The organism is Dysosmobacter sp. Phy, from assembly GCF_054476235.1.
In genome coordinates this window covers 3,045,677-3,062,963 of sequence record NZ_CM136997.1, presented here as the reverse complement: position 1 = coordinate 3,062,963, position 17,287 = coordinate 3,045,677, and the positions used below count along the sequence as shown (strand labels likewise).

The 17,287-nt window shown below is 66.6% G+C and carries 22 protein-coding genes; 12 read left to right on the top strand and 10 right to left on the bottom strand.

The window, feature by feature from the left end; translation table 11 throughout:
* Window positions 1-16 precede the first annotated feature (16 nt).
* Window positions 17-574: a hypothetical protein gene (locus ACVDHE_RS15225; protein ID WP_458885052.1), complete on the bottom strand. Its 558-nt coding sequence runs from the start codon at window positions 572-574 to the stop codon at window positions 17-19.
* A 424-nt stretch (window positions 575-998) separates the two neighbouring features.
* Here ACVDHE_RS15225 and ACVDHE_RS15220 point away from each other — a divergent pair, with 424 nt between their 5' ends.
* A complete protein-coding gene (locus ACVDHE_RS15220; protein ID WP_325226014.1) occupies window positions 999-1,484 on the top strand; it encodes a flavodoxin family protein in 486 nt (161 codons plus the stop codon).
* 44 nt (window positions 1,485-1,528) lie between these two features.
* Here the strand turns inward: ACVDHE_RS15220 and ACVDHE_RS15215 are convergent, their stop codons facing one another.
* From ACVDHE_RS15215 to ACVDHE_RS15200, 4 genes are all read right to left on the bottom strand, one after another.
* The gene (locus ACVDHE_RS15215; RefSeq protein ID WP_458885051.1) at window positions 1,529-2,332 is read right to left on the bottom strand and encodes an anti-sigma-I factor RsgI family protein; all 804 of its coding nucleotides are present in this window, start codon (window positions 2,330-2,332) and stop codon (window positions 1,529-1,531) included.
* Complete coding sequence (locus ACVDHE_RS15210; protein WP_213038797.1) at window positions 2,325-2,807, bottom strand: RNA polymerase sigma factor; 483 nt, start codon at window positions 2,805-2,807, stop codon at window positions 2,325-2,327. Before ACVDHE_RS15210 ends, ACVDHE_RS15215 begins: the two co-directional genes overlap by 8 nt.
* Before the next feature lie 21 nt (window positions 2,808-2,828).
* A complete protein-coding gene (locus ACVDHE_RS15205) occupies window positions 2,829-3,239 on the bottom strand; it encodes a hypothetical protein (RefSeq protein ID WP_458885050.1) in 411 nt (136 codons plus the stop codon).
* A 96-nt stretch (window positions 3,240-3,335) separates the two neighbouring features.
* Complete coding sequence (locus ACVDHE_RS15200; RefSeq protein ID WP_458885049.1) at window positions 3,336-4,295, bottom strand: DUF3658 domain-containing protein; 960 nt, start codon at window positions 4,293-4,295, stop codon at window positions 3,336-3,338.
* A 127-nt stretch (window positions 4,296-4,422) separates the two neighbouring features.
* Here ACVDHE_RS15200 and yaaA point away from each other — a divergent pair, with 127 nt between their 5' ends.
* Together yaaA and ACVDHE_RS15190 are read left to right on the top strand one after the other, a co-directional pair.
* A complete protein-coding gene (yaaA, locus tag ACVDHE_RS15195) occupies window positions 4,423-5,181 on the top strand; it encodes a peroxide stress protein YaaA (protein ID WP_458885048.1) in 759 nt (252 codons plus the stop codon).
* The gene (locus ACVDHE_RS15190; protein WP_458885047.1) at window positions 5,178-5,573 is read left to right on the top strand and encodes a DUF5655 domain-containing protein; all 396 of its coding nucleotides are present in this window, start codon (window positions 5,178-5,180) and stop codon (window positions 5,571-5,573) included. The genes yaaA and ACVDHE_RS15190 overlap by 4 nt, the downstream gene beginning before the upstream one ends.
* Before the next feature lie 46 nt (window positions 5,574-5,619).
* Here ACVDHE_RS15190 and ACVDHE_RS15185 read toward each other — a convergent pair whose 3' ends face one another.
* Both ACVDHE_RS15185 and ACVDHE_RS15180 read right to left on the bottom strand, forming a co-directional pair.
* On the bottom strand, window positions 5,620-6,276 hold the full coding sequence (locus tag ACVDHE_RS15185) for a YczE/YyaS/YitT family protein (RefSeq protein ID WP_458885046.1): 657 nt from the start codon (window positions 6,274-6,276) through the stop codon (window positions 5,620-5,622).
* Window positions 6,273-6,725 carry a MarR family winged helix-turn-helix transcriptional regulator gene (locus ACVDHE_RS15180; RefSeq protein ID WP_458885045.1) on the bottom strand — a complete coding sequence of 151 codons (453 nt, stop codon included), beginning with the start codon at window positions 6,723-6,725 and terminating at the stop codon, window positions 6,273-6,275. The genes ACVDHE_RS15185 and ACVDHE_RS15180 overlap by 4 nt, the downstream gene beginning before the upstream one ends.
* 117 nt (window positions 6,726-6,842) lie before the next feature.
* Here ACVDHE_RS15180 and ACVDHE_RS15175 point away from each other — a divergent pair, with 117 nt between their 5' ends.
* Genes ACVDHE_RS15175 through ACVDHE_RS15160 form a run of 4 tightly spaced genes read left to right on the top strand, consistent with a single transcriptional unit; the run spans window position 6,843 to window position 9,142 of the window.
* Window positions 6,843-7,061 carry a hypothetical protein gene (locus ACVDHE_RS15175; protein WP_458885044.1) on the top strand — a complete coding sequence of 73 codons (219 nt, stop codon included), beginning with the start codon at window positions 6,843-6,845 and terminating at the stop codon, window positions 7,059-7,061.
* Entirely contained in the window at window positions 7,061-7,390 is a 330-nt protein-coding gene (gene cutA / locus ACVDHE_RS15170) for a divalent cation tolerance protein CutA (protein WP_325226036.1), read from the top strand. Before ACVDHE_RS15175 ends, cutA begins: the two co-directional genes overlap by 1 nt.
* A 22-nt stretch (window positions 7,391-7,412) precedes the next feature.
* On the top strand, window positions 7,413-8,447 hold the full coding sequence (locus ACVDHE_RS15165; protein ID WP_458885043.1) for an alcohol dehydrogenase: 1,035 nt from the start codon (window positions 7,413-7,415) through the stop codon (window positions 8,445-8,447).
* A 32-nt stretch (window positions 8,448-8,479) separates the two neighbouring features.
* A complete protein-coding gene (locus ACVDHE_RS15160) occupies window positions 8,480-9,142 on the top strand; it encodes a metal-dependent hydrolase (RefSeq protein ID WP_458885042.1) in 663 nt (220 codons plus the stop codon).
* A 58-nt stretch (window positions 9,143-9,200) separates the two neighbouring features.
* On the opposite strand, the gene ACVDHE_RS15155 is transcribed toward ACVDHE_RS15160, so the two are convergent.
* Window positions 9,201-10,535: an acetyl-CoA hydrolase/transferase family protein gene (locus ACVDHE_RS15155; protein ID WP_458885041.1), complete on the bottom strand. Its 1,335-nt coding sequence runs from the start codon at window positions 10,533-10,535 to the stop codon at window positions 9,201-9,203.
* A 205-nt stretch (window positions 10,536-10,740) separates the two neighbouring features.
* On the opposite strand from ACVDHE_RS15155, the gene cysK reads away from it, so the two are divergent.
* Window positions 10,741-11,670: a cysteine synthase A gene (gene cysK / locus ACVDHE_RS15150; protein ID WP_458885040.1), complete on the top strand. Its 930-nt coding sequence runs from the start codon at window positions 10,741-10,743 to the stop codon at window positions 11,668-11,670.
* 71 nt (window positions 11,671-11,741) lie between these two features.
* On the opposite strand, the gene ACVDHE_RS15145 is transcribed toward cysK, so the two are convergent.
* Both ACVDHE_RS15145 and ACVDHE_RS15140 read right to left on the bottom strand, forming a co-directional pair.
* Window positions 11,742-12,536, bottom strand: coding sequence for a TIGR04255 family protein (locus ACVDHE_RS15145; protein ID WP_458885039.1), 795 nt, complete (start codon window positions 12,534-12,536; stop codon window positions 11,742-11,744).
* 70 nt (window positions 12,537-12,606) lie between these two features.
* Entirely contained in the window at window positions 12,607-13,404 is a 798-nt protein-coding gene (locus ACVDHE_RS15140) for a cell wall hydrolase (RefSeq protein ID WP_325226048.1), read from the bottom strand.
* 190 nt (window positions 13,405-13,594) lie between these two features.
* On the opposite strand from ACVDHE_RS15140, the gene ACVDHE_RS15135 reads away from it, so the two are divergent.
* Genes ACVDHE_RS15135 through ACVDHE_RS15120 form a run of 4 tightly spaced genes read left to right on the top strand, consistent with a single transcriptional unit; the run spans window position 13,595 to window position 17,286 of the window.
* Window positions 13,595-13,930 carry a PadR family transcriptional regulator gene (locus ACVDHE_RS15135; protein WP_213038782.1) on the top strand — a complete coding sequence of 112 codons (336 nt, stop codon included), beginning with the start codon at window positions 13,595-13,597 and terminating at the stop codon, window positions 13,928-13,930.
* Window positions 13,927-14,952, top strand: coding sequence for a hypothetical protein (locus tag ACVDHE_RS15130; protein ID WP_458885038.1), 1,026 nt, complete (start codon window positions 13,927-13,929; stop codon window positions 14,950-14,952). The genes ACVDHE_RS15135 and ACVDHE_RS15130 overlap by 4 nt, the downstream gene beginning before the upstream one ends.
* Before the next feature lie 49 nt (window positions 14,953-15,001).
* Window positions 15,002-16,135, top strand: a complete 1,134-nt coding sequence (locus ACVDHE_RS15125; protein WP_458885037.1) for a DUF2812 domain-containing protein — start codon at window positions 15,002-15,004, stop codon at window positions 16,133-16,135.
* 17 nt (window positions 16,136-16,152) lie between these two features.
* Complete coding sequence (locus ACVDHE_RS15120; protein WP_458885036.1) at window positions 16,153-17,286, top strand: DUF2812 domain-containing protein; 1,134 nt, start codon at window positions 16,153-16,155, stop codon at window positions 17,284-17,286.
* Window position 17,287 lies beyond the last annotated feature (1 nt).

The following is a 17,287-nucleotide window of genomic DNA, read 5'->3' as shown; positions in this document are numbered from 1 at the left end:
CACAGCATCTCCTATCTTAAAACTGAGCTGCACTGTTAGATTCCCAACTGGTCAGTGCTTCCTGACGGGTGGGTATACAGGCAACCCTGGCGGTAAAGCTCCGGCCGAACAGGACCTGCGACAGCCGCGCCGTCCAGGTTTCCAGGAGCTCCGGCATGAGAGGACGGACCTCAGACAGAAAAACCGCGGCGTAATAGGGCGCGGCGGCCGGTGCTTTCAAATCCAGCAGCCCGCGCTCTGTGGTCAGAGGCTGCGTGCAGAAGGCCAGATCCGGAGTAAAATCCGGATAGTACAGTGCGCCCACGAAAAAGTCGGCTTTTCCCAAGGCCAGATCTTCTGCTCGCTGGAGAAATAACGTATGGCTAGGATCATCCGATGCCAGGAGGTCACCGGCCCAGAGGGCTTCCCGAAGGCCGGCCAGATTATAGAATTCAAAATGAAAAAATGTCACATTGCCCGCTTCGTCGTCGGTCAGACTGAATTCCACAGCGCGAAGGCCGTCGGGGACCGCTGTTCCGCATCCATAGACCTCCCACCAGTAGTTCCAATGCCGAATATGGATGTACTTTTGCATGACGCCTCCTCCACATGATTAAAATGAAATTTGGCGGTATTCTATCACAGGGGCTGAGCGGCATGATGAATTTTTCTTGAATTTTTTCCCGTGCTGCGGTGCCGGGCGGCAGGATAAAAGCAGCTCCCGGCGGTTGCCAAGACCCACTTTCATATGTGCGAGAAGGTTTGGTATCTTCCCAAAAGCAGGCACGGCCGGGGATATGCCTGCTCTGGTTGTACCGGCACAGGGGATAGGCGGGGCCATAGAGCAGGTGCGGCAATTCCGGAGTGAACTGCGCCTCGGCGATCTCTCTTTTGGCATCTGGGATGGCGGTTGATGCAGCGGCAGAGGGGGCCTTTGGATACCTTCCTGAGGGATAGGCGGTTGCAGCGGCGGGGCAATGGTGGTATGCTGGAGAAAACGGAAAAAGGAGGCCCCTCTTATGAAGTGCAGCGTCGTGTATCATTCCAAGTCCGGCAATACGAAGGCCATGGCGGAGATCGTGGCCGACGGGATGCGCCAGGTGGAGGGCGCGGAGGTCCGGGTATTCTCCATCGACGCCGTGGAGGCGGACTGGCTGCGGGAGAGCGTCTGCCTGGTGGCGGGCAGCCCCACCTACTACGCCAGCATCAGCGGCGAGATGAAGCTGTTTCTGGAGACCCTGGGCAAGTACGGCGTGGCCGGGAAGCTGGGCGGCGCCTTCGCCACCGCCAACTACATCCACGGCGGCGCCGAACTGGCCATGCAGACCATCCTGGATCACATGCTGGTCTATGGGATGCTGGCCTATTCCGGCGGCGGCTCCCAGGGCAAGCCGGTGATCCACCTGGGGCCCCAGGCGGTGGCCGGCCGGCTGGAGGAGACGGAGGAGACCTTCCGGCTCTATGGGCAGCGCATGGCCGCCAAGGCGGCGGAGCTCTTCGGCTGAGAACAGAGAGAAGCGGAGGACCCGAAACCGGGTCCTCCGCTGATTCATTCGCTGTGGTGGCCGCGCCCATGTCCGGCGCCGTGGCCGCTTCCGGCCTGTCCGGCACTCTGGCCGCTGCCCTGGCCCGGCTGACCGCCACCCTGTCCGGGCCCGGCCTGCTGACCGGAGGAACTCTCCGTGCCGCTCTCCAGCTCCGCCAGCCAGCTGCGCAGCTGGCTCATGGTCCGGTCCCGCACGTCCTCCGCGGTGATCTCCGGGTCCAGGGCCTGGAGGGCCAGCAGCATCTGGTACTTGCCGCAGGTAAGGCCCTGGTCGTGGGCCGCCTTCGCGGTCTCCAGGTCGGCGGCGCGGCAGTCGGCGGCGCCCCGGTCCGCCGCGCAGGCGGACACCTGGGCCAGCATCTCCGCCGTCCGGGCCTCGTCGGCCCCGGCCACGGTGATGGACAGGTCCTCATCCCGGGAGAGGCACGCGGCGATGACGTCGCTGTCCAGCACCTGCGCCAGGGCCTCCTGGTAGTCCAGGAAGCGCACGTGCAGAGTCTGGGCCAGGGCGTCGCCGTCGTCGTTGCGGCCGTCCAGGGCGATCACCCGGTCGAACCGGTTCACCGTCAGCTCCAGGGAGGGGTTCACATCCACGCTGATGTAGGCCGCCGGGGTGAAGCAGAGCCAGAGGATCCCCAGGGTCAGCAGCAGGCAGGCGGCGCAGGCCGCCGTGACCAGCAGAGGCCGCCGCCGGGCAGGGACCTTCTGCCAGCCGCCGGTCTGCCGGACCAGATAGGCCAGGGTCCGCTGCTTCAGGTCCTCCTCCGCCCGCACCTGGGCAAAGGCCTCCCGCATCCGCTCATCCATGGTCCTCACCTCCCAGCGTCTTTCGCAGCATCTCCCGGGAGCGGTTCAGCAGCGTGTAGACGGTGTTGACGTTTTTGCCCAGCAGGCGCCCGATCTCCGGCGCGGTGTAGCCCTCGTAGTAGTGGAGATACACCGCGTCCCGGCAGGCCTCCGGCAGGGCCAGCACCGCCTCCCACACCTCCCGGTGCTCCGGCACCAGGGCGGCGGGCACCGGCTCCAGAGCCTCCAGCGGCACCGTGCGGCTGCGGAAGAAGCTCTTGAGCAGGTCCCGGCAGGCGTTGAGGGTCACCCGGATGAACCAGGCCCGCTCGTGTTCCTCCGACTGAAACACAGTGGTGCTGAGGACATATTTCAGGAACACCGTCTGGAAGATGTCCTCGGTGTCGGCCTGGTTTTTCAGGTGGATCATGCACAGCCGCCGCACGGTGTCGGCGTGCCGCTCCATGGCCCGGACCGCCTCCTGTTCGCTCCGCATGGACTTGCCCCTCGTTTCCTGTCAGTGGTTCCGGCAGCCTCCCCGGCCGTGGCCGCCGCGGTGGGACCCCAGTCCCGTGCCGTAGTTGTCGCACACCCCGTCGCCATTGGCGTCGGTGAAGCCGGCGCGGCGGGTGCCGCAGTTGCCGCAGACGCCGTCGCCGTCAGCGCCCACGAAGCCGGCGCAGCGGGTGCCGTGGTTGTCGCAGATGCCGTCGCCGTCGGCGTCTATGAAGCTGGCGCAGCGGGTGCCGTGGTTGTCGCAGATGCCGTCACCGTCAGCGTCCGCGAAGTTGACGCAGTAGTTGCCGCAGCTGCCGCTGCCGTCGGTGCACCGCAGGCCCTGCCCGCGATGGCCCGCCGCCAGGGCGCCTGTGACGCACAGGGAGGCCACCAGCGCCGCGGCGGCCAGTCCCATCCAGATCTTTTTCATCCGTTGATCCCTCCTGTCGTAGTTGGGAGGCCGGAGAGGGCCTCACTGAGAATACGACTGAGGAGGCCCGTTCCGTTCAGCCGCCGGAAATTTTTTTCAGACGGCCTCCGGCGTCCGGAAGGCGGCGGTTTTCCGCAGGAGGCGGTGATAGGCGGGGCCGCCCTCCGGAGCCTCCGTCACCGCCTCCAGTTCGCCGTTTTTCAGCAGTTCCTCCATCCGCAGGGCCAGCCAGCAGTCGGAGATCCCCGGCAGATACTTCCCCAGGGCCAGGCCGATGGCACGGGCCTGGTGGAACTCCTCCGGCTGCTCCGCCAGTACACGGCGGAGGGCGTGGTCATAAAAGTCCTCGGGCACGGTGCGCAGATACCCGTTGACCACCGCCCGCAGGGGACCGTTCTCCTGCCGCAGCGCCTCCCACTCCCGAGCCAGGGCGGACCGCAGGACGGGCCCGGCCTCCCGCTGGCGGGAGATATAGGCGCCGAACCGCTCCGGCTCCATCTCTCCCCAGCTGATGTACCGGACCACAGTGCCGTCGCTTCGCTCCTCCCACCGGGGCAGGTCCACCAGGTGGACCGGCGCCTGGATCCCCCGGCGCTGGAGCTCCCAACACAGCCAGCTGAGGCCGCACCGCTCGTCGGGCTGATCGCTGTACCACACCCGCAGGGACTCCCCCTGCTCCAGCTGCGCCAGCAGGGAGCGGAATCCCTCCGCCGCGTGGTCCATCAGCTCCTCCGCGATCTGTCTGCCGGGGGCCGCCGCTCCATAGAGCTGGGTCAGGACATTCGTTCGCTCCGGCCCCAGAGGCTCTCCGGCGATGTCTCCCACACTGAGGACCAGGGGGAAGCCGAACACGATTCCGCCGTCCAGATGGACGGCCTCCGCCTGACGGCGCCGGGCCTCCAGTTCCGCCTGACGCCGGGCGGCCCGCAGCTGTGCCCGGGTGAGGCGGGAGCCGTCCTCATGGATGGCGATAAAGGCACCGGCGCAGCTGACGGAGCGGCTCTGGGCCATCCGCAGTCCGCCCTCGGCGCTCTCACTGAACGCGATCTCCAGCATGATGCAGCCTCCTTACAAAAATACTGTACCCATCTTACCACGGTGACCGGCCTCCCGCAAGCGCTCCGCCGTTGACGGCGGGCGGCGGAATGGGGTATCATGGGGAAAAACGAGAGGAGGCGGCGCCGTGCGCATCATCATCTCCCCCGCCAAGAAGATGGTGGAGGATCCGGACACCTTCCTGCCGGAGGGCCTGCCCGCATTCCTGCCGGAGGCGGAGCGGCTGCTCTCCGCCCTGCGGACTCTGACGCCCCGGGAGCTGAAGCGGCTCTGGGCCTGTAACGACGCCATCGCCGCCCTGAACGTGGAGCGGCTTTCTCATATGGACCTGCGCCGGGCCCGGACCCCGGCATTGCTGGCCTACGAGGGCATCCAGTACCGCTACCTGGCGCCCGGCGTGCTGGAGGAGGGGGCGCTTCAATACGCAGCGGCGCATCTGCGGATCGTCTCCGGCCTCTACGGGCTGCTGCGGCCCTTCGACGCTGTGACGCCCTACCGCCTGGAGATGCAGGCCAGGCTGGCCGTGGATGGACACCGGGACCTCTACGGCTTCTGGGGCGGCCGCCTGGGGGAGGCTCTGGGGGCGGAGACGGACACGGTCATCGACTTGGCCTCCAAAGAGTACAGCCGGGCGGTGCTGCCCCACCTGCCCCCTGCGACCCGGGTGGTGACCTGCGTGTTCGGGGAAGAAAAGGAAGGCCGGGTGGTGAAAAAGGGAACCTTGTGCAAGATGGCCCGGGGAGAGATGGTCCGCTATATGGCGCAGCGGCGCATCCGGCGGCCGGAGGAGCTGACCGCCTTCGCCGCCCTGGGCTACCGGTATGACCCGGCCCGCTCCAGCGCGGACCGGCTGGTATTTTTGCGGGAACGGGAGGACGAAAAATGAACGTTTCAGACCACTATTTCGCGGATGTGCTGATGTTTTTCGACGGAAAGCCCCTGGAGCTGTCGCTGTATCAGGCCCTGTTCCGGCAGCTGGAGGCCCTCTTTCCCGATGGCTCCGTCCGGGTCCAGAAGAGCCAGATCAGCTTTTACGGCCGGCACCTGTACGGCGCGGCGTCATTGCCCGTCCGGCGGCGGAAGGACTGGCCGGAGCACTGCCTGGTGGTGACGCTGGGCCTGAACCGGCGGCTGGACTCCCCCCGGGTGGCCGTGGCGGTGGAGCCGTACCCCGGCCGCTGGACCCATCACTTCCTGCTGACGGAGGAGGACCAGATCGACGGTGAGCTTCTGGGATGGTTCCGGGAGGCCTGGGACTTCGCCGAGAGCAAACGGTAATAAGAGGAGCGGGGCACCCATCGGGCGCCCCGCTTGTTTGTTCCGATCACGCGAAGAGCGTTTTCCCCAGACGGCCCAGGGGCTTGTTCAGCTGGCGGGCGATGGTTCCCACGCACAGGGCCGCCGCCACGGTGCCCTCCCGAACGCCCTGGAGCTGGCCCAGGAAGATGAGGGACAGGAGGCAGGCCGTCAGTACTAGGCTCACGTCAAAGGTCACCTTCATGGTGCCGAATTTCACCGGCAGCACCTGGCAAAGTGCCAGCACCGTGCCCTCACCGGCCAGGGGCGCAACCCCAGCGGTGACCTCGAAGCTGACGCCCACGGCTACCAGAGCAACGCCCAACAGGCACACCAGCCACTGCTGCCAGTAGGCGCCGCACTGGACCGCTCCGGTGGCCCACATGGCCGCATCGGTCAGCCAGCCGAACACCAGTGCCACCGGCAGCTGCAAAAGCTGCACGGGGTCATAGCGCTGACGCAGAAGCAGAATCTGCGCCAGGATCATGAGACAGTGCATGACAATGGTGGCGGACCCCACGCTCAGAGGGGAAAACAGACTGCATACATAGGGCACGCTGGAGATAGGGGAGGTGCCCAGATTTGCCCGGATGGACAGCGCTACCCCCAGAGACATGATGGCCAGGCCCGCCGCCAGAAAGAGCCAGCGCTTGAGGGTGACAGTGGGTTTTTGGATCTGATTCATGCCTGCGCCTCCTCCGGAAGAGCGGCGCAGACCTTTTCCAGCAGCGCCGTCAGTTGAGCGATCTCCTCCGCCGTCAGCAGGGAGGCGGCCTGGGTGTCCGCCCGGTCGAACAGGGCGGACACGGCCTCCGCCGCCGCCTCTCCGGGAGGGGTCAGGGAGACATACAGCGCCCTCCGGTCCCCGGACTTCTGCCGCCGCTCCACCAGCCCCGCCTCCTCCATCCGGGAGAGGATGCTGCCCACGGTGGCGGGCTCAATGCGGCAGTAGTCAGCGATGGCGCGCTGGTTCTGTTCTCCGCGGAGATGCAGATATTCCAGCACTTTGGGCTGGCCGGGCGAGAGCCCGAGGCCTGCCGCCTCATCCAGGATCCGGCGGTTGAGCAGGGAGTGGGCGCGCATCAGAAGATAGTGCAGGGTCTCCATGGATTTCCCCCAATAGTAAGAATTCATATAATAACGATGCTTATTATATGACGGGGCGCGCGGCTTGTCAATCCCCGGAGAGTGGTTGCAAACGGCGCCCAGTCTGGTACAATAGAGCCAGAACGAGAAAAAGGGGGGAGCGGCATGGCCCGCATCACGGAATTTCCCGCCCCGAACGGGGGAGAGCGGCAGGCGCTGCTGGAGGAACTGGATCAGGTGCGGCAGGAGATCGCGGCGCTGGACCTGGAGGAGCCGGAGGACATGGACAGCGAGGAGTACGAGGCCTGGGGCGACCGTCACGAGGAACTGGAGGACCGGGCCGACGATCTGATGGAGGCCCTGGAGGCGCTGGGGGAGCTGTGATGAACGAGCGCTACTGCAAGCTGGAGATCTTTATTCCCGAGAGCCATCTGGAGGTCTTGGCGGAGGCGCTGCGGGCGGTGGACGCCGGCCACATCGGCCGGTACGACGGCTGCTTTTCCTACGCCCCCGTCACCGGCTGCTGGCGGCCCCTGCCGGGCTCCGCGCCGTATCTGGGCCAGGAGGGAGAGCTGAGCCGGGAGCCGGAGGTGAAGGTGGAAGTCACCTGCCTCCGCTCCCGGGCGGCGGAGACCGTGGCGGCGGTGAAGCGGGTCCACCCCTATGAGGAGCCGGTCATCAACGTGATCCCCCTGCTGGGGATCGGACTGTAAAAAAAGACGGGAGGTGCCGGATATGTTGGCCTATACGTATGTGGAGCGGGGGAAATTTGCCCTCCTGGAAAAGCCGAAGCCGGTGCTGCTGGCAGGCCGGGACGCCCTGGTGCGGGTGACCCTGGCCAGCATCTGCACCAGCGACCTGCACATCAAACACGGCTCCGTGCCCCGGGCGGTGCCCGGGATCACCGTGGGCCATGAAATGGTGGGTGTGGTGGAGGAAGTGGGGCCCGGCGTGAAGAATCTGCGGCCCGGGGACCGGGTGGCGGTGAATGTGGAGACCTTCTGCGGAGAGTGCTTTTTCTGCCGCCATGGCTGGGTCAACAACTGCACGGACCCCAGCGGCGGCTGGGCCCTGGGCTGCCGTATCGACGGAGGCCAGGCGGAGTACGTCCGGGTGCCCTATGCCGACCAGGGCCTGACGAAGATTCCGGCGGACGTCACCGACGCCCAGGCCCTGTTCGTGGGGGACATCCTGGCCACCGGCTGGTGGGCGGCGGACATCGCGGAGATCAAGCCGGGGGACACGGTGCTGATTCTGGGCGCCGGGCCCACAGGCCTGTGTACCCTCCAGTGCGTGCTGCTGAAGGAACCGGGACAGGTGGTGGTCTGTGAAAAGGACCCGGCCCGCCGGGCCTTCGTGGAGGCCCATTACCCCGGCGTCACCGCGGTGGGGCCGGAGGATGCGGAGGCGGTGGTCCGCGCCCGCAGCGCCCACGGCGGCGCCGACGCGGTGCTGGAGGTGGCCGGCGGGGAGGAGACCTTCCGCCTGGCCTGGCAGTGCGCCCGGCCCAACGCCGTGGTGGTGGTCGTGGCCCTGTACGACCGAGCCCAGACCCTGCCCCTGCCGGAGATGTACGGCAAGAACCTGACCTTCAAGACCGGCGGCGTGGACGGCTGCCGCTGCGGCGAGATCCTGGACCGCATCGCCGCGGGAAAGCTGGACACCACGCCCCTCATCACCCACACCTATCCCCTGAAAGAGATCGAGGCGGCCTACGACCTCTTTGAAAACCGCCGGGATGGCGTCATCAAGGTAGCTGTAATACCCTGATGGGGAACCTATTAGATGAAAGGAGAACAGATATGAAGATCCAGTTTCTGGGACACGCCTGTTTTTTGCTGGATGACGGCAGCTGTAAGGCGCTGGTGGACCCCTTCCTGACCGGCAACCCCTTGGCGGCGGTTTCCGCCGACGCGGTGGAGGCGGACATGATTTTTGTCACCCACGGTCACGGAGACCACGTGGGAGACGCGGTGGACATCGCCCGGCGCACCGGCGCCCAGATTTGCTGCTCCGTGGATCTGGCGGAGGCGGTGTTCGGTCCTGCCGGTGTGCCGGCGGTGGCCGGGAATTTGGGAGGCTGGATCAAGACGTCCTTTGGCCGTGTGAAGCTGACTCCTGCTATCCACGGCAGCGGCGTGCCGGGAGGCCTGGCCTGTGGCTTTCTCTTTGAGATGGGCGGGAAGAAGATCTATCATGCCGGCGACACCGCCCTGACCTGCGACATGACGCTGCTGGCGGCAGAGCAGGTGGACGTGGCGCTGCTGCCCATCGGGGACTTCTACACGATGGGTCCCCAGGACGCCCTGCGGGCGGTGGAGATGATCCGCCCGGCGCTGACCATCCCCATGCACTTCAACACCATGCCGCCCATCGTCCAGGACGGCGCCGCCTTCGCTGCGGCGTCCGCGGCCGCCGGCTTCCCGGCCAGGGTCCTGGCGCCCGGCGAGACGCTGGAGCTGTAAAACCAAACTACTATACAGTAAAGAGCTGCAGGGCATTGGCCCTGCGGCTCTTTACGTATCAGCGCTTGTTGGACCGGCGCCAGATCTTCTGCCGTTCCGCCGCGGCGGTCAGCTCCTCCCGGAAATCCGGGTGGGCGATGGAGATCAGCAGCTCCGCCCGCTCCCAGGTGGACCGGCCCGCCAGATTGACGGCGCCGAACTCGGTGACGATATAATAGGCCTGGCTCCGGGGGTCTGTGACGATGTCGCCTTCAAAGTGGGGCAGGATGCGGGAGCGGCGGACCCCCGCCTTGTCCACAAAGGAGGACGTCATGCAGATGAAGGCCTTGCCCCCCTTTGCGTCCGCCGCGCCGGTCAGGTAGTCCAGCTGGCCGCCGGTGCCGCTGATGTGCCGCAGCCCCGCGCTCTCGGCGCAGACCTGGCCGTAGAGGTCGGCGGAAATGCAGCTGTTGATGGACACCATGTTCTCCAGCTGCGCGATGGTGGCCGGGGCGTTGATGTACTCCAGGGGCGCCGCCGTCACGGCCGGGTTCCGGTCCACCCAGTCGTACAGCGCCCGTGACCCGAACACGATGCCGGTGAGACCCTTTCGTGGATGGAGGGCGCAGCGGGCATTGGTCAGCTTTCCGGCTTCATACAGCCGGAAGTAGGCATCGCCGCACAGCTCCGTGTGCATGGTCAGATCCTTCACGTCGGATTGGGCCAGCAATGACCCCACCACGTTGGGCATGGCCCCGATGCCCAGCTGCAGGGCCGCCCCGTCCCGGACATAGGGCACCAGCAGCTCCGCGATGCGGCGGTCCTCCTCTGTGGCCTCCGCCACCGGGAACTCCGGCAGGGGATCGTGGGGACCCTCCACGATGTAGTCCACCTCCGAGAGGTGAATGGACTCGTCGAAGCCGCCGTAGATGTAAGGCAGGTGCTCGTTGACCTCCAGGATCACGATATCGGCCTTGTCCAGGATCCCCCGGGCCACGCCCGTGGCGCAGGAGAGGTTGAACCAGCCGTGTTTATCCATGGGCGGCACGCACATCATGGCCACGTTCACCGTGAGAAAATGGCGGTAGTAGGGCACCACGTTCCGGAAGATCATGGGGATGTAGCTGCAAAGCCCCCGGTCGCTGAGCCTGCGCTCATAGCCGGAGCAGTGCCAGGAGTTGTAGCAGAAATGCTCTCTTGTGGGGTCGCACTCCACGATCTGAAGCGGCCCGAACAGGAGGTTTCCCCGGACCTTCACGTCTGTCAGCTCGTCCCGGCGCTTTGCCAAGGCGGCGTCCAGCAGGGGCGGGAAGCAGACGTTGGTGGTGTAGTCCACCCAGTCCCCGCTTTTGACGGCCTTCACCGCCTCCTCCGGCGTCCGCAGCTTTGTCTGGTATTCCTGATAGAGACTCATGACGGCTCCTTTCCATCCGGTCCGTCCGGACTGATCAGATAGGGGAAGCTTCCGGATAATTTGTATCTGCCGCAAAAGACCGGAAAACCAGCTTGCGAAAAGACCTTCCGAGGCGGAAAACCAGCGCATGCCGCCCCGGTGCCATTTGACGGCAAGATGCCGGCGGGTGTATGATACGGCTATCTTGAACAGGGAGGTCCTCCTTATGAACACCGTTTCCAGCGTCACCGGCCTCATCGGCCGCACGCCGCTTTTGGAGCTGCGCCGGTACAGCGCCGCTCACGATCTGCCCGCCGTGCTCCTGGCCAAGCTGGAGTGCATGAATCCCGCCGGCAGCGCCAAGGACCGGGTGGCGGCCCGGATGATCGCCCAGGCGGAGGCGGAGGGCTGCCTGGCCCCCGGCGGCACCATCATTGAGCCCACCTCCGGCAACACCGGCATCGGCCTGGCCGCCGTGGGCGCCGCCAAGGGCTACCGGGTGATTTTGACCATGCCGGATACCATGAGCGTGGAGCGGCGGAGCCTGATCGCCGCCTACGGCGCGGAGATCGTCCTGACGCCGGGGGCGGAGGGCATGTCCGGTGCCGTGACCAAGGCGGAGGAGCTGCGCCGGACCATCCCTGGCAGCATCATCGCCGGGCAGTTCGACAACCCCGCCAACCCGGCGGCCCACTTCGACACCACCGGCCCGGAGATCTGGGCCGACACCGACGGCACCGTGGACATCTTCGTGGCGGGCATCGGTACCGGCGGCACCATCAGCGGCGTGGGCCGGTATCTCAAGGAGCGCAAGCCCGGCGTGCGGGTCGTGGGCGTGGAGCCCGCCTCCTCACCTCTGCTGACGCAGGGCCATGCGGGGCCCCACGGCCTCCAGGGCATCGGCGCCAACTTCGTGCCCGGGAACCTGGACCGGTCCGTGGTGGACGAGATCCTGACCGCCACGGAGGCCGACGCCTACGCCGCCGGACGGGCCCTGGCCCGGACCGAGGGCGTGCTGGCCGGCATCACCTCCGGCGCCGCGCTGTGGGCGGCGGGAGAGCTGGCCCGGCGGCCGGAGAACTGGGGCAAGGTGATCGTGGCCCTGCTGCCGGACAGCGGCGAGCGGTATCTGTCCACCCCGCTGTTCCGGGACTGAGCGGGCGGCATTGAAAAGAGAAGCGGAGGGGCCTGACCGGCCCCTCCGCCTGTTTTTGCGGGACGATGCCCTTATTCCGGGTCCATGGCATCCCGCAGAGTGTCCGTGAGGGCGCCTTCAAAGATGCGGCCGGCGTGGCCGTGGAGGGTCTCCAGCGCGGCGGCGGCCAGGGTGCAGGGGGTGTTCCCAGCCATGAACAGATCCATGTCGAAGATGAACTTCACCTCCGGGTCCTGGACGGCGCCGGGGGCGTTGTTTTTGATCCGGCCGGGACCGGCGTGGATCTTGGCCTGGCAGCTGGAGTCCAGCTTGACCGTCACATCGCTGGCGCAGTTGAGGAACCGCTCCTCGTCCACGTCGCCCTCCCGCAGGGGGGCGGTGTAGGCCGGGGCGATCAGCTCCACCCAGTTCCGACCCTCCAGGCCCAGACGGGCCCGGGAGATGATGTTCAGATACCGCAGCCCCACCCGCTGGAAATAGGCGGGCTTGTACAGCCGGATGAAGGCCGCCAGGGGCTTGTCCAGCTGACGGGCAAAGGCCTCCCAGCCGGGATAGCGGAGGGTGGACAGGGCGATGAAGTCCCGGGTCACGTTCAGCTTCCACTGGCCGTCGGCGGAGAGGAAGTGGTAGTTGGCCACAGGGGGCTGCTGCTGGATTTTCAGATTGGGCCCGCCCAAACCGGTGATCTGGGGCGGTGCGGCATCCTCCCGGCGGGCGTACTGGGGAAACTCCGCCCGGATGGCCTCCTGAAAGTCGGCCGGTTCCGTGGTGTTGATGGAGAGAATAGAGGGAAAGCGCAGCTGGCAGATGACCTCATGGGTCGGTGCGGCCCGGTAGTGAGTCCGGGGATGATCGGAAAACAGCATAGAGTATGCTCCTTTTCAAATTCATGTCTCTATTGTATGCCCCGGGCCGGAAAAAGTCAATCATCCCGCCTCACAGGTAAAAACGGTGACAGCCGATGGTCATGAGATAGGTGCGGTTTGCGTTGATCCACACGCCCTGGGACAGGGCCGGGGCATAGAAGTACAGCGCGCTGCCTGCGGTGTTCTCTCCGTTCAGCGTGCGCCTGGCGGCCTCCACGGAGGCCGCCGTGGGGGTGAGGAACACGGAGCCGTTGGCCACCGGCGTGAACTGCACGTCGTGCTTGCGGTCGAAGATCACGGCGGGGATGGTGTCGGGGAACTCCTCCGCCGCCACCCGGTTCAGCACCACGTTGCCCACGGCGATCTGGCCCTCCATGGCCTCGCCCCGGCTTTCGGCGCTGATGATGCGGCTGAGCCAGTACAGGTCCGCAGCGTCGTGCTGTGCGTCCGGGGAGGTGACGGCGGCGCCGCCGAGATACCGGTCCCAGCTGGTGCTGCCGCCGCAGAGGTCCGCCACCAGCCGCACCGGCACATAGGTCCGGCCCCGTTCCACAAAGACCTTGCCGCTGTATGTAGCGCCGCCGGCGGTGATGGTGTCGGCGTCCGGGTCTGCGGTCAGGCGCAGATCCTCCGACTGGGCCACGGCCACCTGTTCGGCGCTGTCCCAGGAGATCTCCCAGCCGCCGAAGGCGTCCAGCAGGCTCCGCAGAGGTGCGTAGGTGACGCCGTCGGTGAGATAGTTGACGGTGGGCAGCACCGTGCCGTCCACCTGTACCGGCACCATCCGGGCGGCGGAGGCCCGGCCCGGCAGGGCTGCCCAGGTCAGGGCGCAGGCGGCCATGAGGCCACAGAGTGTTGTCCGTTTCATGTCGGTCACGTCCTTTCGCATAGGGGTTTGTATATCAGCATACAGGACGCCTCCCTGTGGCGGCAACCCTCAAATCCTGTCAGCGCTGGAAGAAAAACGGGGAACGGCAGGGCCCGTATTGACAATATCGTGTGACGATATTATACTGAGAACAGGAAGAATATCGTGTTACGATATCGGGGGTGAGAACATGGCCAAGGAACCGCTGAAGGTGCTGACGGAGAGCATGTTTTACGTGCTGCTGTCCCTGCTGCGGCAGGAGCGCTGCGGCGCGGAGATCGTGCAGTTCGTGGACGACATCACCGCCGGGAGGGTGCCTCTGGGACCCGGGACGCTGTATACGATCCTGGCCAAGTTCCAGGAGGAGCGGCTCATCGAGGAGACGGCGGTGGAGGGCCGCAAGCGGACCTACGCCCTGACGGACCGGGGCCGGGCCCTGTTCCGCCAGGAGCTGAGCCGGCTGAAGATGTGCGTGGCCGACGGCGAGCGGGAGGAAGCAGCCGGCGGAAAGGAGGGGGGCCGATGAAGCGGAAGTGGACGCCGTACCCGGCGAACATCTGGGACGTGGAGGCGGTGGAGCGGTGGCTGGAGGACGAGGCCGCCCGGGGCTGGCGGCTGGACGGGTCCCGGCAGTGGGGCGGCGGGCTGGTGCGCCTTCTGCGGACGGAGCCGGCGGTCTGCCGGGTGCGGGTACAGCCGGTGGGGTTCGTCAGCCAGGAGGCCTGGCAGGAGCGGCTGGAGACCTTCCGGGAACTGGGCTGGACCTTCGGCGCCACGTTCGACTGGCATTTTCATATGGCGGCGTTCTACTGTGACGACCCCGCCGTCCCGGAACTGGACACGGATATGGAGGTCTGGGCCATGGTTTGGCGGAAGGCCTTTGTCTGGGGGCTGTGGGAGAGCGTCGGCCTGGGTGCCCTGGGCCTGGCGCTGCTGGCCAGCATGGTGCTGCTGGGCTGGGAGTTCACGGTGACGGAGCCGCTGGTGCTCCTGGCGGTCCAGGCTCTGGGCGGCGCGGGACTGACGCTGTGGGCGGCGCTGTCGGTGCCGAAGCTCCTGCGGCTGCGGCGGCAGGCGTCGGCGGGCCTTCGGGAACCGCCCGGAGGAAGCTGGCGGCGGGCCGCCCGGTGGGGGCGGGTGTTCGCCGTCGTACTGGTCCTGAGCGCACCGCTGATCAATCTGGGCAATCTGTTCCATCAGGCGGAGAAGTGGGACATGTGGGCAACGCTGCCTGCGCTGACAGTCCAGGCTGCGGATGGTGAGGACTGGGACATCGACCTTCGGGTGGGGGTCTCGCTTCCCCAAATCTGCGGATCACCTGGCGGGAGGGGGAGACCACCTATACCGCCGTCTGCTGGCAGGCCCGCTGGGAGCCGCTGGCGGAGGCAATCCGGCATCTGCAAATGGCGGAGACAGAGGGCGCCTGGCAGACGGAGGCGGGAATGGACCATCTGTCCGAGGGGCAGATCCGGGCCGCCCTGCTCCTCCGTGGAAACACCGTGGCTTACGCGGAGGCCGCGGGGCCCGGCGCCGATGACGGGGCCGTGACGGACTACGCCCTCCAGATGGCGGATTATGCCGAAAGGCGGGGAGAGCCATGAAAGAGCAAAAGCGGTTTTTGATGCCGGATACCAGCTGGGATACCGGAGCCATGGAGGCCTGGCTGGAGGAGATGTTTGCCCGGGGATGGCATCTGACGGAGTGCGGCTTCCGGTTCGCCACATTCCGGCGGGGGGAGCCCATCCGGGTCCGCTGCCGGATGATGCCCGCCGCCAGGGAGACCCTGGAGGCCCGGCAGGAGCGGGAGGAGGTTTATACCCAACTGGGCTGGGACTATCTCGCCAACCAGGCGGACCGCTATCACATCTATCTCTGCCGGGACCCTGCCGCCCCGGAGTTGGAGACGGACCCGGTGGCCGCTGCCTGGGACCGGGACCGGCTGCTGCGGAAGGGGCGGCGGGACCTGCTCCTGGCCTGGCTGGCCCTGGCGGCGGTGGCTGCTTTTGCAGTCTATCGGATCGCAAGCTCCGAGAAGCCGGTGGAGACGGCCATCCGGGGCGTGGGGATCAGCGCGCCCCTCAGCGCGGTGCTGCTGGTCTGGGCGGTGTGGGAGACGGTGGATACCCTCCGCCGCGTCCGCCTGCTCCGCCGCCAGATGGCGGCGGGACTGCCCCAGTCCCACACCGGCGACTGGCGGCGGGCGCGCCGTCGGGCGGGGATGGTCCTGGGGGCAATGCTCCTGATGGACCTCCTGGTCATCGGCTATCCGTTTTTGCGGCTGGGCACCAGCTGGGGAGAGGGACTGGATGAGCTGACCCATCCCGTGCCCTGCCTCATGGGCTGGCAGCTGGACGAGACCCTGACGGAGGCGGACCGGACCTCCGGCACCTGCCTGATGAACCCGACCTTTTTGAACCCCGGCCACTACGACGTCTGGGATCGCTACACCGGGGAGCGGAGCGTCATCAACCAGTGCGACATTTTGCTGCTTTCCTGTCTGGCGGAGCCGCTGTACCGGGAGTGGCAGACGAGGATCCCCGTCTTCGCGGAGGCGGAGCTGACAGAGCTGGACCACCCCGGCTTTGACGGCGTGAGCTTGGCCCGATCCGGGGAGAACACCTACCTGCTGCTGTGGCAGGACAAAATCGTGCTGTATGTGGGCGCCTTCGGCGTGGCGGGCGCAGAGGCACATCTGGACGACTACGCGGCGTTGCTGAGGGAATTCCAGTAGAGGGGGAGGAAAGGCGCATGAAGCAAACGCGGAGATTCCTCATGCCGGTGGAGGGCTGGGACCCGGGCGCCATGGAGGAATGGCTGGTGTATCAGGCGGCCCGGGGCTGGATGCCGGTGTCCTTCGGCGTATGGTACGCCAAGTTCCGGAGAAGTCAGCCCCGGACCTGCCGGGCGCGGCTGGAGCCGCTCCGGGAGGAGGACAATCAGGCCCAGGCGGCCCGGAAGGAGCTCTATGAGGACCTGGGCTGGACCTCTCCGGCGGATATGACGGACTACCTGGTCTGGTACTGTGCCGACCCCGATGCGCCGGAGCTCTACACCGACCCCGAGAGCTTGTTCTGGGCCTGGAAGAAGCAGCTGTGCCGGGACCGGTGGAATGCCGGGGGGACCCTGGTCCTGCTGGGGATCCAGATGCTGGCAGCAATGGCGGTTTTGATGTGGAGTGCGGGGAGAAATTGGGTGGACCTGCTGGTCCACTATCTGGATCTGCCCTGGCTCTTCGTGCTGGCGGCGGTGCCCTTCTTCCTGTGCATGATGGCACTGCGGCTGCGGGGGACCATCCGCACCGGCCGGCGGCTGAAACGGGACGGAACGCTGCCCCACACGGGCCCCTGGCGGAAGAACCGCCGGCGGACGGCGCTGTTGGTGGGAGGTACTTGGATCTTTCTCGTCATGCTGGTGCTGGCGGTGCTGCTGCCTAAGGTCACGGCCCGCAGCATCGACCTGGATGCGCCGGGGGAGCCGCTGCCCTGCGTGTCCTTGTCCGCCCTGGACGCCGCTGCCGGGAGCGGGGCGGAGCGGAGCTCCGTCCAGATCAAGAGCACTTTCCTGGCGCCAGAGTATGTGCAGATCATGGAATCCGCCGGGGAGGTCCGGGTGAATACCCGTTTCGACCGCCTGCGGTTTGCCTCTCTGGCCCGGGCCCTCTATGGCGAGCAGCTGGCGTATGCCCGGAAGAGCAATCCCCGGGGCGCCTGGTCGGTGCTGGACCGCCCGGGGTTTGATCGCCTGGCGCTGATGACGGAGGAGGACCGGTCGGTCCTGGTGGCCTGCCGGGACCGGACGGTGCTGTATGTGTATGCGGATGGGATCGACGATCTCTCGGCCCATCTGGACGACTATGCTGCCATTCTGGAAGAGTTCCAATAGA